General features: G+C 45.8%; 15 protein-coding genes. 1 reads left to right on the top strand and 14 read right to left on the bottom strand.

Annotated features, from left to right (window positions below; genetic code table 11):
- Positions 1-11: 11 nt before the first annotated feature.
- From RG959_RS08180 to recA, 3 genes are all read right to left on the bottom strand, one after another.
- On the bottom strand, positions 12-812 hold the full coding sequence (locus tag RG959_RS08180; protein WP_342796665.1) for a TIGR00282 family metallophosphoesterase: 801 nt from the start codon (positions 810-812) through the stop codon (positions 12-14).
- A gap of 63 nt (positions 813-875) precedes the next feature.
- Positions 876-2,435 carry a ribonuclease Y gene (gene rny, locus RG959_RS08175; protein ID WP_342796664.1) on the bottom strand — a complete coding sequence of 520 codons (1,560 nt, stop codon included), beginning with the start codon at positions 2,433-2,435 and terminating at the stop codon, positions 876-878.
- Positions 2,436-2,676: 241 nt separating this feature from the next.
- Positions 2,677-3,726: a recombinase RecA gene (gene recA / locus RG959_RS08170; RefSeq protein WP_309087136.1), complete on the bottom strand. Its 1,050-nt coding sequence runs from the start codon at positions 3,724-3,726 to the stop codon at positions 2,677-2,679.
- Between the two features lie 32 nt (positions 3,727-3,758).
- On the opposite strand from recA, the gene RG959_RS08165 reads away from it, so the two are divergent.
- Positions 3,759-3,923 (top strand): hypothetical protein, encoded by a 165-nt coding sequence (locus RG959_RS08165; RefSeq protein ID WP_342796663.1) that lies wholly within the window; start codon positions 3,759-3,761, stop codon positions 3,921-3,923.
- Positions 3,924-4,138: 215 nt separating this feature from the next.
- Here RG959_RS08165 and RG959_RS08160 read toward each other — a convergent pair whose 3' ends face one another.
- The 11 genes from RG959_RS08160 to RG959_RS08110 all read right to left on the bottom strand — a co-directional run bounded on the left by RG959_RS08160 (position 4,139) and on the right by RG959_RS08110 (position 15,302).
- Positions 4,139-5,389 carry a competence/damage-inducible protein A gene (locus RG959_RS08160; RefSeq protein WP_342796662.1) on the bottom strand — a complete coding sequence of 417 codons (1,251 nt, stop codon included), beginning with the start codon at positions 5,387-5,389 and terminating at the stop codon, positions 4,139-4,141.
- 64 nt (positions 5,390-5,453) lie between these two features.
- Positions 5,454-6,032, bottom strand: a complete 579-nt coding sequence (pgsA, locus tag RG959_RS08155) for a CDP-diacylglycerol--glycerol-3-phosphate 3-phosphatidyltransferase (protein ID WP_342796661.1) — start codon at positions 6,030-6,032, stop codon at positions 5,454-5,456.
- 24 nt (positions 6,033-6,056) lie between these two features.
- The gene (locus RG959_RS08150) at positions 6,057-6,941 is read right to left on the bottom strand and encodes a helix-turn-helix domain-containing protein (RefSeq protein ID WP_342796660.1); all 885 of its coding nucleotides are present in this window, start codon (positions 6,939-6,941) and stop codon (positions 6,057-6,059) included.
- Between the two features lie 18 nt (positions 6,942-6,959).
- Positions 6,960-7,751, bottom strand: coding sequence for a DUF3388 domain-containing protein (locus tag RG959_RS08145; protein WP_242234486.1), 792 nt, complete (start codon positions 7,749-7,751; stop codon positions 6,960-6,962).
- Between the two features lie 139 nt (positions 7,752-7,890).
- Positions 7,891-8,136: a DUF3243 domain-containing protein gene (locus RG959_RS08140; protein ID WP_309087132.1), complete on the bottom strand. Its 246-nt coding sequence runs from the start codon at positions 8,134-8,136 to the stop codon at positions 7,891-7,893.
- Between the two features lie 58 nt (positions 8,137-8,194).
- Positions 8,195-8,917: an elongation factor P 5-aminopentanone reductase gene (gene ymfI / locus RG959_RS08135; RefSeq protein WP_342796659.1), complete on the bottom strand. Its 723-nt coding sequence runs from the start codon at positions 8,915-8,917 to the stop codon at positions 8,195-8,197.
- On the bottom strand, positions 8,918-10,213 hold the full coding sequence (gene yfmH, locus RG959_RS08130) for an EF-P 5-aminopentanol modification-associated protein YfmH (RefSeq protein ID WP_251270190.1): 1,296 nt from the start codon (positions 10,211-10,213) through the stop codon (positions 8,918-8,920).
- Positions 10,213-11,490: an EF-P 5-aminopentanol modification-associated protein YfmF gene (gene yfmF, locus RG959_RS08125; protein ID WP_342796658.1), complete on the bottom strand. Its 1,278-nt coding sequence runs from the start codon at positions 11,488-11,490 to the stop codon at positions 10,213-10,215. Before yfmF ends, yfmH begins: the two co-directional genes overlap by 1 nt.
- 286 nt (positions 11,491-11,776) lie before the next feature.
- The gene (locus tag RG959_RS08120; protein ID WP_342796657.1) at positions 11,777-12,736 is read right to left on the bottom strand and encodes an ABC transporter permease; all 960 of its coding nucleotides are present in this window, start codon (positions 12,734-12,736) and stop codon (positions 11,777-11,779) included.
- Positions 12,737-13,783 (bottom strand): ABC transporter permease, encoded by a 1,047-nt coding sequence (locus tag RG959_RS08115; RefSeq protein WP_483298854.1) that lies wholly within the window; start codon positions 13,781-13,783, stop codon positions 12,737-12,739. It abuts the gene before it with no gap.
- On the bottom strand, positions 13,776-15,302 hold the full coding sequence (locus RG959_RS08110; protein WP_342796655.1) for an ABC transporter ATP-binding protein: 1,527 nt from the start codon (positions 15,300-15,302) through the stop codon (positions 13,776-13,778). The genes RG959_RS08115 and RG959_RS08110 overlap by 8 nt, the downstream gene beginning before the upstream one ends.
- Between the last annotated feature and the right edge of the window lie 119 nt (positions 15,303-15,421).

Below are 15,421 nucleotides of genomic sequence, written 5' to 3'. Positions count from 1 at the left end.
AGGGCTATGAATCAATAATCGTGAAAAGGGTGGTCATCGTTAATTAAAATGCGCTCTATCGACTTGGCACGTCCTGTTTTCCGATCTGTTTGAATGAGACATGCTGATAATTGGGTGCGTCCTTCTTTTGGCACCTCGAATCGGGCCGGGAGCTGGTTTTGAAACTTTTGGATAATCGTTTCTCTTTCCATGCCTAAAATCCCGTCGTACGGCCCTGTCATGCCTACATCCGTTAAATAAGCGGTTCCGCCTGGCAGCACCCGGTTGTCTGCTGTTTGTACATGTGTATGAGTGCCGACAACGGCAGTTACCCGTCCATCTAAAAACCAGCCCATTGCCTGCTTCTCGCTTGTTGTTTCCGCATGGAAATCAACAAAAATAAACGGCGTCCGCTTTCTCGCCTCTTCTACAAGCTGGTCTGCTTTTTGAAACGGGCAGTCCAGGTCGTTCATAAATACGCGGCCTTGTAAATTAATAACCGCTACTTCGAATTCACCGGCCGGCACATAAGCAATCCCTTTTCCTGGAACGGATGCAGGAAAGTTCGCCGGACGGACGAGCCATTTTGCCCCATCAATAAAATTAAATATATCCCGATTGTCCCATGCATGGTTGCCGAGTGTGACGACGTTGGCACCATCCTGCATAAAGGTTTTATAAATTTTTTCTGTAATGCCGCGTCCCGCCGCTGCATTTTCACCGTTAATGATGGTAATAGCCGGGCGGTACTTTTTCTTTAATTTCGGCACGTACTCACTTACTATATCGCGTCCCGGGGAGCCGACAATGTCCCCAACAAATAATAAATCCATATTTCTCCTTCTTTCTTCTTGTTAAAAAAGAAAAGCGGTGTGATTTTCGCACACCGCTTTCACTTATTTTGCGTATTCAACTGCTCTCGTTTCACGAATAACGGTTACTTTAATATGGCCCGGATAATCGAGTTCCCCTTCAATTCGTTTGCGAATATCGCGTGCAAGACGGTGAGCCTGCAAATCATCAATTTGCTCCGGTTTCACCATAATACGTACTTCGCGTCCGGCTTGAATGGCAAATGATTTTTCAACACCATCGTATGATTCCGAAATTTCTTCCAGTTTTTCCAAACGACGGATGTAATTTTCAAGTGTTTCGCTTCGTGCACCCGGTCGTGCGGCAGACAAGGCATCTGCTGCTGCAACAAGAACGGCAATAACAGATGTTGGCTCTGTGTCACCATGGTGAGAAGCAATGCTGTTGATGACAACAGGATGTTCTTTATACTTTTGACCAAGTTCTACACCGATTTCAACGTGGCTGCCTTCTACTTCATGATCGACTGCTTTACCGATGTCATGAAGCAGGCCTGCTCGGCGGGCAAGTGTTTCATCTTCGCCAAGTTCCGCTGCCAGTAAGCCGGAAAGATAAGCCACTTCGATCGAGTGTTTCAGTACATTTTGCCCATAGCTTGTCCGGTATTTCAAGCGGCCGAGAATTTTGATGAGATCTGGATGCAATCCATGGACGCCGACATCAAATGTGGTTTGTTCGCCAATTTCACGAATATGCTCATCCAATTCACGCCGGGCTTTATCGACCATTTCCTCGATACGCGCCGGATGAATACGACCATCCTGCACCAATTTCTCCAACGCAATGCGGGCCGTTTCACGGCGAATTGGATCAAAGCCGGAAAGGATGACCGCTTCAGGCGTATCATCGATAATTAAATCGATACCGGTAAGCGTTTCAAGTGTACGGATATTCCGCCCCTCGCGCCCGATAATGCGCCCTTTCATTTCATCATTTGGCAGTGAAACGACGGATACGGTCGTTTCTGCCACATGGTCAGCTGCACAGCGCTGGATGGCAAGTGATAGTACTTCACGTGCTTTTTTATCGGATTCTTCCTTCGCACGTTGTTCATTTTCTTTCACCATGATTGCAATATCGTGGGATAATTCCTGTTCCGTCCGTTCTAAAATGATGGAGCGTGCATCATCACGTGTCAGAGCGGAAATTCGCTCAAGCTCGGATTGCTGCTTTTTCACCATCTCATCCACTTTGCTGTCCATCTCTTCAATATGTTGTTGTCTTGTGTTTAACGATGCCTCTTTGTTTTCAAGAGTTTCTTCCCGTTTATTCAGGGATTCATCCTTTCGATCAAGGTTTTCTTCTTTTTGAAGGAGGCGGTTTTCCTGTTTTTGCAATTCATTTCGTCTTTCACGGAGTTCATGCTCTGTTTCCGTGCGCAATTTATGAATTTCATCTTTTGCCTCTAAAAGAGCTTCTTTTTTCGACGCTTCCGCTTCCCGCTTTGCATCTTCAACAATCTGGTCAGCAACGCTGCGCGCGCCTGCGATTTTTGATTCGGCAATTGATTTTCTTACAAAATAGCCAACAACGACACCAATGATAAGGCCAAGCAAAATGGAGATGATTGTAATGGATTCCATCATTTCACCTCCTCTTGCTATAAATAATTGTCATGTGCTTCACATGTTGGCTGCTGTCGCATAAGTTATGAAACAAACAGCACTACATTTCCATTTTCAAGATAAAAAATGTCAAATATACAAGTTTAATTTTATCGGTGTAAAATTTCATTGTCAAGGTTTTCTCCATGAAACCCCTCATTTCGAAAGAGCCTAACAAAAAAGCAGGAAAACGGGCTGACCCGCTCTCCTGCTTTTTCTCTTATTCTTCGTCAAACAACGTATCCGCTCCGTTGTCTTCTTCCGCCGGCGGAAGATCCTGAACATTGTCCAATCCATAACGCTCACGGATTTTCATCATAATCTCGTGACGTACATCTGGATTTTCTTTCAAGAACTGTTTCGCATTTTCACGGCCCTGTCCAAGACGTTCACCATTGTATGAATACCAGGCGCCGCTTTTTTCCACAATATCTTCTTCAGAACCAAGGTCGATGATTTCCCCTTCGCGCGAGATGCCTTCTCCGTACATAATATCTACTTCGGCTACGCGGAACGGCGGCGCCACTTTGTTTTTCACGACTTTGATTTTTGTTTTGTTTCCGACAATGTCGTTCCCTTGTTTCAACGCTTCTGCACGTCTTACTTCAAGACGAATAGAGCTGTAGAATTTAAGCGCACGTCCGCCTGGAGTTGTTTCCGGGTTTCCGAACATAATTCCTACTTTTTCACGGATCTGGTTGATAAAGATCGCGATCGTGTTTGATTTATTGATCGCACCTGATAATTTACGAAGCGCCTGCGACATCAAACGTGCCTGCAAGCCGACGTGCGACGCACCCATTTCGCCTTCAATTTCTGCTTTTGGTACAAGTGCAGCTACCGAGTCAACTACGATAATATCAATCGCGCCGCTGCGTACAAGAGCTTCTGCAATTTCAAGTGCCTGCTCACCTGTATCCGGCTGTGATAGAAGAAGCTCATCGATGTTTACGCCAAGTTTCTGTGCATAAACCGGATCAAGCGCATGCTCAGCATCGATAAAAGCAGCTTGTCCGCCTTTTGCCTGTACTTCTGCAATCGCGTGAAGAGCAACCGTTGTTTTACCAGAGCTTTCCGGTCCATAGATTTCGACAACACGCCCGCGAGGATAGCCGCCTACTCCAAGGGCGGAGTCAAGTGCAAGCGATCCACTCGGTGTAGTGGACACACGGCGCTCTGCCTGCTCACCAAGCTTCATAACCGAGCCTTTACCGAATTGTTTTTCAATTTGTTTAAGTGCCATATCTAAGGCAGCCTGACGATCGTTCACTATAAAATTCCTCCTCTAAAATGTGTATCTATATGGGAACAGCTGTTATGCCGGTTGTTGTTTTAACCTGCTTTAACTATACCTTAATTGTCGGTGAATTACAAGCAAAAAACGAACATTTATTCGATTTTTTCACCCTTCCTAAAATTGGAATCCGCTTGTGGAATGAAGAGATAGAATTGAGTAAAAAGCTATGAAGAAAAAGAAGATCAGTTGAAGATTTTTATTTGCTTCAACCGGTTTACTGCTTTCTTATTATACCACGAAACCTATTAAAAAAGCCCGCCGGAACTACCGGCGGACCTGCATTTACGAAGAAATTTTTCGTCTATAAAACTGCCGTGCCAAGTCGGCTTTCCGGCCTTCTGCCAGCCGTGAAACACGACGCTCGTTTCTTCGAAAAACGCCCTTTTCAGCCCTGCTCGGCTTCATCAAGCAAAGCAAGCAAATAGTGGCAGCCATATTTGACTGTACGCTTGCGGATGCCAGCCCGGCTTCCAGCCATTTTCAGCGGATGAACAATGGTCTGCTGCCCTGCACGCGCAATCGCCAGGAAGACAGTGCCCGGCTCGTGCCCTTCTGATGGGTCCGGCCCCGCTGCTCCTGTGAAAGAAATACCGACGTCAGCGCCGCACAGCTCACGGACATTTTCAGCCAATTCTTTTGCACATTCTGCGCTGACTGCCCCATGAGCCGCTAACGTTTCACTTTTTACCCCCAGCACCTTATGTTTCACTTCGTTTGTGTAACAAACGATGCCGCCTTTTACAACAGCGCTTGTACCAGGGATCGCTGTAAGTTCACCCGAAAACAAGCCGCCGGTTAAGCTTTCTGCAGCAGCAACCGTCATTTGCTTTTCTTTTAATTTCGCCGCCAGTTCAGCCGCGATCGTCGTTTCTCCATAGCCATAGAAAAAAGCACCGACCCGCTTTAAAATGTCGTCTTCTGCCTGTTGAATCAAACGTTCTGCTTCTGCTAACGATTCATGCTTGGCCGTAATTCGCAAAATAACTTCTCCGTCTCCTGCGAGCGGAGCAATCGTCGGATTGGTCTGCTTTACTAAAATATCATCAATTTCCGTTTCAAGGGCTGATTCGCCAATGCCGAAAAACCGCAGTACGCGCGACTCAATGCGCTCTACTTTTTCCATTGTCTTTAAAATTTCAGCGCGGCCGTAGTTCGTAAACATCGGCTGCATTTCACGCGGCGGACCAGGAAGAAGCATATAATATGTGTCGCCTGTTTTTGCAAACATCCCCGGAGCCATGCCGTTATCGTTTGGCAGCACGGTGCTGCCTTCGATCACGAGCGCTTGTTTTTTATTGTTTTCCGTCATGATACGGCCGGTTTTTTGGAAGTACGCCTCGATACTTTCAAGCGCTTCTTCGTTGTATTCGAGCGTCTTACCGATTAAACGGGCAATGGTTTCTTTTGTTAAGTCGTCTTTTGTCGGACCGAGGCCGCCTGAAAACACGATTAAATCCGCCCGTTTTTGCGCAAGCTGAACGGCGTCCACCAGACGCTGCTCATTGTCGCCGACGACCGTATGATAATAAACGTTTACGCCGATTTCCGCCAGATGCTGAGACAGGAAGCGGGCATTGGTATTGGTGATCTGGCCAAGCAATAATTCGGATCCTACTGCGATAATTTCTGCATTCATCTTATGTATACACTCCTTTTTAGTAAGCGAAAGGCACCGTGGAGAATCCAGGGTGCCTCTTTGCTCATTTCGAGTCTTTAAAAACATCTTTGTTTAACTTAAAGTAATCCCAGCCGGACCAAAGCGTGAAGAACAGGGCCACCCAAAGCATAATATCGCCAAACGGAAAGCCCATGCTTTCAAATGGCGCATTATGCAGCAGCAAAACGGCAATGGCAACGATCTGCGTCCACGTTTTGATTTTCCCAAGCATATTCGCTGCCACCACTTCGCCCGTTTCCGCCAGAATGAGGCGAAGCCCTGTTACCGCGAATTCACGGCAAATAATAGCGATAACAATCCACGCGGGTGCGAGCTGCAGTTCCACAAGCATAATAAGCGCTGATGATACAAGCAGTTTGTCTGCCAATGGATCGAGAAACTTGCCGAAATTTGTTACCAGGTTGTACTTTCTTGCAATGTAGCCGTCAACCCAATCTGTCGTTGAAGCAATGATGAAAAGAAGCGCTCCGACAAAATGCTCGACCGGCATATTCGTTCCCAAAACCCGTATTGTTCCCCATCCAAAATCAACCGACATAATTAAGATAAAGAATGGAATCATTAAAATACGTGAAATGGTAATTTTATTAGGTAAATTCAAAACTGTTCCCTCCAGAAACGACCGTTATTGTGCTTTCGGGCGAATGATAATATCCTGCAGCACCTGGCTGTCTGCCGGCAGTTTGTATGCAAGTGCCTGGCCATTCACCGTAATAACGGTATCCGGGGCAAAGCCGACTTTAATCTTCGCTTCTTTTTGACCGGTCATATTATGTGTTTGCGTTTGTCCTTTTGCAAGCATGCCGCTGAAATAGCTTTTGCCGCTTCCGTCCGTAATTTCAATCCATGTTTCTCCTTTGGAAGCAACAGCAATTTCTAGCTTGTCCGCTCCGGAAAGCTCATAAACCGTCTGGCGTCCGCTTGTAGATACGGCTGAAAGTGTTTGAGCCGGTGCCGCTGGTTTAGCCGGTTCTGCTTGTTCTTCCTCAGCTGGTTTTTCCTCAGTTGCCGGTGTTTCTTCCACAGCCGGCTTCTCCGTTTGCGGCTCTTCTACCTGTACCTCTTCCTCTACAGCCGGATCACTTTCTGAACCGCTTTTTGGAATAAGCACATAAACGAGTGCAATTGCGCCAATGATAAACGCTCCTACTAAAAGCTTCGGCAGATAATCAAGCCATTTAGAAGATTCACGAACGGGCTTTGATGCATCAACGCGTGTTTTCTGCTCAGACAAAGCGGCGCCCGTTGGACGAAGCGGCACTTCATCTTCGTTAGAGGACGGCACCTCGCTTTTAAATTCTTCAAATAGCTGTTCTGCATTTAAACCGACCGCTTCCGCATATTGCTTAATAAATGCCCGGACATAAAACTTGCCCGGCATAATGTCGTATGTGCCTTCTTCAATACCTTCAAGATACCGTTTTTGAATTTTAGTGGTTTCCTGAACATCTGAAAGTGACATTCCTTTTGCTTCGCGCGCTTCCTTCAATCTTCTCCCTAATTCTGTCACCCATAACACCTTCCAATATTAAAAGTTAAACCCACCGAACTCCGAGTCCTGAAATAGGTTATTTTTTTCGACTGCTTCATATGTAATCTCTTCGTCCGGTTCATTGCGCAGCTCGATAATATAGTCAAAATCGTCGATTGAGTAGTGACTGTTTTCTGCAAATACATCCGGGTGCTCTACCACTTTTACAGCCGGAAGCTGCATCACTTCCCGAATAAGCTGCCAATGCTTTTCACCGGCACGTTTGGCTGAGATCACTCCATCAAGAATAAAGATATTCTTTGGGCTGTATTCATCACGAAGCAGTTGTTCACGAACGGTCTGTTTAATCATGGTGGACGACATGAACAGCCATTTTTTGTTCGCGCATACACTAGCCGCGACGATAGATTCCGTTTTCCCCACTCTTGGCATGCCACGAATACCAATTAATCGATGGCCATCCATTTTGTACAATTCTGCCATAAAATCAACCAGAAGTCCAAGCTCACTTCGTACAAAGCGAAAAGTTTTCCGATCATCCGCATCGCGTTCAATATAACGGCCGTGGCGCACCGCCATTCGATCCCGCAGCTTCGGCTCTCTCAGTTTCACAATCTCAATTGTGTCCATTGTGCGCAAAATAGATTCAAGACGCTTGATTTGGTCTTCACTTTCCGCACGCATTAATAAACCGCGGTTTTGATCATCCACACCGTTAATCGTGACAATATTAATCGACAGCATGCCCAGCAGAGAAGAAATATCCCCGAGCAGGCCGGGACGGTTTTTTTTAATTTTGTATTCAAGGTAATATTCTTTTTTTACCATCATATTCCTCCATCATGGCTTGTATAGTGCAGCCATGGACCCTTTTACTATAATAAAGGATATTATGTATTTTTAAAAGCACAAGTAAAAAGAAAACCCTTTCCAGCTTTAAACAGCTGGAAAGGGCAACACATTTTTATTATTTTTGAACGAGTTTCATCATGCACGATGCGATTGCTTTTTGCTCAGATTCATCGGCAACAGACCATAAATCGGCTAAAACACGCTCCTGCTCGTTTTTTGGATCTACATTTGCGTACAAATAATCGCCGATCTCATACGCCAGCTTGTCAATTGCTTCATCCGGCATACCACGGTGCAGGGCATTGTCCATTCGGTTTCCTAAAAATCGTTTCCAATCCTGCCAATTGTCGAGTACAGACATGTTGAGCATCCTCCTTTTCAAGTAAGAATCCTCTTTAGTGTGTACCTGGTGTACGAATTTATGCGTACCATCCACCATTTACCGACAGCGTGTGGCCGGTAATGTAACCGGCTTCGCTGGAAGCTAAAAAAGAAGCCGCCGAAGCAATTTCATCAGGAAGAGCAAAACGGCCAAGCGGGATTTCCGAAGCGATCTCCTCTTTTTCCTCCTGGGAAAATTCGCTGTTCATCGGTGTATCCACTGCACCGGGTGCAATCGTATTTACACGAATCCGGGACGGTCCAAGCTCTTTCGACAACGCTTTGGCAAAAGCAATCTGGGCGCCTTTCACAGCCGAATAAACGGATTCACACGAAGCACCCGTTTCACCCCAGACCGACGAAATAAACGTGATGGAAGCCGGCGCTTTCCGAAGCAAAGCCGGCAGCAGCTCTCTCGATAAAATCATCGGCGCTTTTACATGAACAAGCCACAGCCGTTCCATTTCTTCATCTGAGACATCCTGGAGCAGGCCGTACTGGCTCATGCCAGCGGCAAAAATCAGCGCTTCGGCTGATTGAGATGCTTCTGCCAGGCGCTGAACATCCTGCCGGTTTGTTAAATCCGCTTGAACCGTCAAAGTTTCTCTGCCCATTTTTTGAATGGTCTGTGCCACCCCGCGCACCGATTCTTCGTTGCGGCTATAGTGAAGAATGGTATTCCAGCCTGAAGCGGCCATTTTCAAGGCAATCGCCCGGCCGATGCCGCCTGATGCCCCGGTAATTAACACTGTTTTTTTCATTTATGCCGTCTCTTTTGGCAGTACAAAGCAGGAAGAAAAACGTTCAGCTTGAATCATTTCTTTTGCAAAAGCAGTCACATCCTGGAGAGTCATCTCTTCTAATACCGGTACAGTATCAAATAAATTCAGTTCATTGAACTGATACCGCGTAAATTGGTTGGCAATGTACTCAGGCGAGTTAAACGCGCGAAGTGTAGCGCCGATTTTCTTTTTGCGGGCACGTTCAAACGCTTCCTCCGTTAAATGACCGCCTTCTTTTGCTTCTAACAGCTGTGTTTGAATGCGCTCAGCCAGCGTATTCGGATCATTGGAATCCCCGCCGACAAGCGCGAAGCTGAACCCTCGTTCTGCTGTGTAGTCAAAGCCGAACGTGTCGTCAATCAAGCCAGATTCGTACGCTTTTTCATAAAACTCGGCTGTTCTGCCAAACAGCATTTCAAGCAAAAGGCTTGCCGCCAGTTCTTCCCGCAGCTTATCCTTGCCTGTGCGGTCTGAGGCCGGCATTTTAAAGCCTACTTCGCATTTTGGCGTATTCACACTCATGCGGATCTCTTTATGCTCAAGACCTGCTTTTTCAGCCTCTTCAGGGAACCGCCGCTCAACTGGAACGGGCTCCGGAAAAGACTTTTTCGATTGGTTTTCTTTCACGAAAGCCATCATTTCATCGGCATCCACCGGTCCAACAATAAACAGCGACATGTTGACTGGATGGTAAAACGTGTTGTAGCACGTGTAAAGGTGGTCTTTGGTAATATCGGCAATGGATTCGACCGTGCCGGCAATATCAATTTTTACGGGATGGTCTTTATATAAATTTTCAATTAAGCCAAAATATACGCGCCAGTCAGGATTATCATCATACATCCGGATTTCTTGGCCGATGATGCCTTTTTCTTTCTCGACCGTTTGTTCCGTAAAATAAGGATCTTGAACAAAATCAATCAATGTTTCTGTGTTTTCTTTTATGTTCGATGTGGCTGAAAACAAATAAGCCGTCCGCGTAAAAGAAGTAAAGGCATTCGCTGATGCCCCCTGGCTGCTGAATTTTTGAAATACATCACCGTCTGCTTTTTCAAACATTTTGTGTTCAAGAAAATGGGCAATGCCATCTGGCACATGAATAAATTCTGTTTCTCCATTTGGGATAAAGTCATTATCGATCGATCCGTAGTTTGTTGTAAAGGTTACGTACGTTTTATTAAACCCTTTTTTCGGAAGGATATACACATTAAGCCCATTGTCGAGCTGTTCATGATAAACCGTTTCATTCATTTGGTCAAAAACTGTTTTCTCCATCACTCTTCCTCCTTGCCTGACAAAAAGTACACCGTATCAATCGTAATGGTTTGGGCGGCCGCTGCTGCCTGTTCTTTTGTCACAGCATCAATCTCTTCCAGCCATTGATTGATTGGGCGCTTTGTCCCTGATGCGAGGTTATGGTAAAGCACTTCTACCAAACCGCGCGCTGTATCGGCTGATTCCTGCAGCTGGTTTTTCAAGAGTGCCTTTGTTTGATTCATTTCCAGATCGGAAATATGGCCGTTTTTCATTTCTTCCAGCTGTTCTTTCATGATGCGGACTGTTTTTTCATAATTTTTTTGATCAATACCCGCAAGCATCGCCACAAAGCCTTTATGGCTGTCGAGACGGCTTGCCGCGTAATACGCAAGACTTTCTTTTTCACGCACATTCATAAACAATTTCGAGTGAGAAAAAGCACCAAATACGCCATTTGCAACCTGCATGGCGACAAATTGCGGATCTCCATACGTAATGGTTGTACGGCAGCCGATGTTCAGCTTGCCTTGATTGATATCCTGCTTTTCATGAATTTCGCGTACTGCCTGAGCGATCGTGCCCGGCTCTGTTTGGACAGGTGTTGCAGTCCGGTTTTGGAACGGAAGATGCGACTCGATTTTGGCAGCGACTTCTTCTGCTTTTACATCACCAATCACGAAAATATCAATGATATCTTCTGCAAGCGCTTTTTGGTAATACGTATACAGTGATGCTACATCAATCGACCCCGCTTTTTCCAATAAGCCGCCGGCTGGCAATGCATACGGATCATCTCCGTACATTTCTTCCACAAGCTTAAGTGAAGCATAACGGGTTTTATCATCATAAATGGACCGGATCCGCTGCTCCAGGCTCCGTTTTTCCTGCTGAACGACTTTGTCCGGGAAAACCCCTTCTTTTAAATGGGGACGAAACAGTACGTCGGCCAAAAGTTTAAGCGCCCGGTCGAACAAACCATTCTCGCCGTGCAGGTACTTTTCATTGGCTGCTTCCATTGTAAAGGTAAGCACGTGCTCGTTTCCTTTTTTCGTGGAATCTGAAAAAAACAATGCACCGTATAGTTCATCCAGCTCTGTGCGAAAAGCAGCTGCTGACGGCGCATTTTCGGTGCCGGACTGCAAAACATGCGGCAAAAGTGCACGCATCGTCACGGTATCTTTTTGGAGAGGCGCCCTCATTTTAATAATAATCGTATTTGTTTTAAATTTTTCCGTCTCAATCGTGTGAATATTATATCCTGGTTTAGCAAATGTCTGTTCACGTGTCGTTTCCATCGAATTCCTCCTCTGCATCCAGTTGCTGAATACCTTTTACTAGTATATCTTCACTATCTTCCTATAGGAAATATAATGTCTTAAAGGAAACAAAAACCTTATATATAATGAAGAATTTGGGCAGGATATACCTGTCAACATGTACGAACTTTAAAAACAGTATGAGAAAAAGCAGGCGTTTTTAATCACCTTTTCTCCTTCTGTTTTAAAGAATGATGTAAAAGGTAAACAAAAGGCTATGACCTAAAGCAAAAAAAAAGAATCCCGCATATAGCGGAACTCTTTTTTATCTGCTGCCTTTAACATAGGGCGTACCCGATGCTTTCGGTGCATCAGCACGTCCGATAAAGCCGGCCAATGCTAAAATGGTCAGCACATATGGAGCAATCAGCAGGTAGACATCCGGAACATCCTGCAAAAACGGAATGTTCGAGCTGACAATACTGAGGCTTTGAGCAAAGCCAAAGAAAATAGCCGCTCCCATCGCGCCAAGCGGATGCCACTTTCCGAAGATCATGGCTGCAAGTGCCATAAAGCCCTGGCCGGTAATGGTAGCGTGGCTGAAATCCAGTGAAATAGACTGGGCATACACCGCGCCGCCAAGGCCGCCGAGAAGTCCTGAAATAAACACGGCGATATAGCGTGTTTTGGCCACATTTACGCCCATTGTGTCAGCTGCCATCGGATGCTCCCCAACAGAGCGGAGACGCAGGCCAAACGGTGTTTTGTACAGCACAAACCAGGAAATAATGGCGATCGCAAAAGCTAATATAGTTGGTCTTGCAATATCGCTAAAGAAAATATCACCAATGATCGGGATATCACTTAAAAAAGGAATATCTTTTTTAATAAAATTCATTTTGATCATGTCTGTCTGGCCTTTGTCATACAGCAGTTTCACAAGAAACAGGGACAGGCCGAGCGCGAGGAAGTTAATGGCGACCCCGCTGACAACTTGATCGGCGCGGAACGTAATAGACGCCAAACCATGAAGCAACGACAGTAATCCTCCGGCAAGCATGGCCGCCAGAAGCGCAACCCAAGGTGTTGCACTGCCAAATGTATCAACAAATGTTAAGTTAAAAACAATCGCTGTAAATGCGCCGATAATCATCAGTCCCTCCAGGCCGATGTTTACGACGCCGGATTTTTCCGAAAATACGCCGCCAAGTGCTGTGAAAATAAGCGGTGTAGCTGCGAACAAGGACGAAGAAACGATTAACGCAATGATCGTTAACGCATCCATTTATTTCGCCTCCTTCTTTTTAAAGCGGCCTAGAAGCCAGGTAATCATATAGCTTGATGCTACAAAGAAAATAATCAGCGCAATGACAATTTCAACGAGCTCATTCGGCACGCCTGATTCGATTGGCATATTCAATGAACCTACTTTTAATGCACCGAACAAAAGAGCCGCCAGCACAACGCCGATCGCTGTATTTCCTCCCAAAAGTGCAACGGCGATACCGTCAAAACCGATACCGGAAAATCCGGAGTTAATAAACATATTGCCAAATGTACCAAGCCCCTGCATGGAGCCGCCAATACCGGCAAATGCGCCTGAAATGACCATGGACAAAATAATGTTCCGGTTTACACTCATACCGGCATATTCAGAGGCATGCTGATTGTAACCAACTGCACGCAGTTCATAGCCAAGCGTTGTTTTTTCCAGCATAAACCACATCAGAATGGCGGCCGCAACCGCTAAATAAATTCCATTATGAAGTGATGAAAAATCTGTTATGCTTTGCAGAAACTCCGATTGAAGGCTGGCTGTTTCATGCACAGGATCTGTTGCATCCGCTCCATCGCTGATTACGTCACGGATAAAATAATTTGTTACATGAAGCGCTGTGTAGTTCATCATTATGGTTACAATAACTTCATGTACACGCAGGCGCGCTTTTAGGAAGCCGGGAATAAAGCCCCAGGCCGCTCCTGCAGCCGCCCCCGCCAAAATAGCGAGCGGCAGATGAATGAATTTCGGAAGCTCAAATGCCAGACCAACCCACACCGAAGCAAGCCACCCGACAAGAAGCTGTCCTTCTACCCCGATATTAAATAAACCTGTTCGGAAAGCGAATGCAACGGCAAGGCCTGCAAATACATATGGCGTCATTTGGCGCAATGTTTCACCTGTGTAAAACGAATCACCGAATGCCCCGTTCCATAAGGCGGCATACCCCGCTGCCGGATCGTTTCCACTGACCAGCATAATAATGGCCCCCGCAAGCAGGCCCAGCAGAACGGAAATAACCGGAACTGCCAATACAGTCCAATTTTTAGACACGCTCATCCGCTCCCTTCTTTGATCCGGCCATTAGGAGGCCAAGTTCCTGTTCTGTTGTTGTTTTCGGATCCACGTTGGCGACAATCTGCCCTTCATAAATAACCGCGATCCGGTCTGATACATTCATAATTTCATCAAGCTCAAATGAAAGAAGCAAAACCGCTTTTCCACTGTCACGCTGTTCGATAAGACGACGGTGAATAAATTCAATTGCTCCGACGTCAAGTCCGCGTGTCGGCTGGGCGGCAATTAAAAGGTCGGGATTACGATCCACTTCCCGGCCGATAATGGCTTTTTGCTGGTTCCCGCCTGAAAGAGCCCGTGCCAGCGTTGTCTCAGACGGCGTCCGTACGTCAAATTCCTTGATCAGCGTGGCTGCTTTTTTGTATACTTCTTTATAATTCATAATTCCCGCTTTTGAATACGGCTTTTGATAATACGTTTGAAGGACGATGTTCGTGCCAATCGGGTAGTCAAGCACTAAGCCATGCTTGTGCCGATCCTGCGGAATATGCCCAACACCGGCTTCGGTCACCTTCCGCGGCTTAAAGCCTGTAATATCTTTGCCATTCAGCTGAATAGAGCCCTCAGCTGCTTTTCGAAGTCCTGTAATAGCTTCGATCAATTCTGTTTGGCCATTGCCGTCTACACCGCAAATACCGACAATTTCACCGGCCCGCACATCGAGGTTTAAATTACGCACCGCTGGGACACCGCGCGAATCTTTTACCGAAAGTCCACGTACCTCGAGCACATTATGAGCTGGAGCGGCTTCCGTCTTCTCAGTCGTAAAGGTTACATCGCGGCCCACCATTAAGCTCGCTAAATGATTCGGGTTTGTTTCCGATACGTCTACTGTGCCAATTCCTTTTCCTTTTCGAATGACCGTTACCCGGTCACATACTTCCATAATTTCTTTTAATTTGTGCGTAATGAGAATAATTGATTTTCCTTCTTTAATGAGCGCACGCATAATTCCAATCAATTCTTTGATTTCCTGCGGCGTCAAGACGGCGGTTGGTTCATCGAAAATTAAGATTTCCGCACCGCGGTATAGTGTTTTTAAGATTTCGACACGTTGCTGCATACCCACTGAAATATCTGCAATTTTCGCTGTCGGATCAACCGAAAGGCCATACTGCTCTGACAATTCCCGCACCTTTTGTTCAGCTTTTTTCATATTTACCGTTCCGAATTTTTTCGGCTCATTGCCCAGCACAATATTTTCCGTTACAGTGAACGTGTCCACCAGCATAAAATGCTGATGCACCATGCCAATGCCTAAATCGTTCGCTTTATTCGGATCAGTAATGTGAACGTCCTTTCCATTTACCCGAATGCGTCCTGCTTCTGGCTGATAAAGACCGAAAAGCACATTCATTAAGGTCGATTTTCCCGCTCCATTTTCACCGAGAAGAGCATGAATTTCTCCTTTGGCGAGCTGCAACGTAATATTATCGTTCGCCACGAATCCGTTAAATTCTTTTCGAATGCCAAGCATTTCGATTACATAATCCATCTTTCTCACTCTCCTTTTTAAAACGCTTATAATCCAGTAGGATGTCTGACCTTATGAGCAAAATTTTTTAAAAATCAAGGCAGTATAGTTTGTCTATACTCCCGTCATCTTTAAAAAGG

The organism is Domibacillus sp. 8LH, from assembly GCF_038806185.1.
GTDB classification, from domain to species: domain Bacteria; phylum Bacillota; class Bacilli; order Bacillales; family Domibacillaceae; genus Domibacillus; species Domibacillus indicus_A.
Note: the sequence above shows the minus strand (reverse complement) of the source record. Positions and strands in the feature narration are given on the sequence as shown.

Bases quoted from the DNA above. Each gene is read 5' to 3' on its own strand.
- RG959_RS08180 (WP_342796665.1), bottom strand. From the start codon at position 812: ATGGATTTATTATTTGTTGGGGACATTGTCGGCTCCCCGGGACGCGAT.
- rny (WP_342796664.1), bottom strand. From the start codon at position 2,435: ATGGAATCCATTACAATCATCTCCATTTTGCTTGGCCTTATCATTGGT.
- RG959_RS08165 (WP_342796663.1), top strand. From the start codon at position 3,759: ATGGGAACAGCTGTTATGCCGGTTGTTGTTTTAACCTGCTTTAACTAT.
- RG959_RS08160 (WP_342796662.1), bottom strand. From the start codon at position 5,389: ATGAATGCAGAAATTATCGCAGTAGGATCCGAATTATTGCTTGGCCAG.
- RG959_RS08145 (WP_242234486.1), bottom strand. From the start codon at position 7,751: ATGGTAAAAAAAGAATATTACCTTGAATACAAAATTAAAAAAAACCGT.
- RG959_RS08140 (WP_309087132.1), bottom strand. From the start codon at position 8,136: ATGTCTGTACTCGACAATTGGCAGGATTGGAAACGATTTTTAGGAAAC.
- ymfI (WP_342796659.1), bottom strand. From the start codon at position 8,917: ATGAAAAAAACAGTGTTAATTACCGGGGCATCAGGCGGCATCGGCCGG.
- yfmH (WP_251270190.1), bottom strand. From the start codon at position 10,213: ATGGAGAAAACAGTTTTTGACCAAATGAATGAAACGGTTTATCATGAA.
- yfmF (WP_342796658.1), bottom strand. From the start codon at position 11,490: ATGGAAACGACACGTGAACAGACATTTGCTAAACCAGGATATAATATT.
- RG959_RS08120 (WP_342796657.1), bottom strand. From the start codon at position 12,736: ATGGATGCGTTAACGATCATTGCGTTAATCGTTTCTTCGTCCTTGTTC.
- RG959_RS08110 (WP_342796655.1), bottom strand. From the start codon at position 15,302: ATGGATTATGTAATCGAAATGCTTGGCATTCGAAAAGAATTTAACGGA.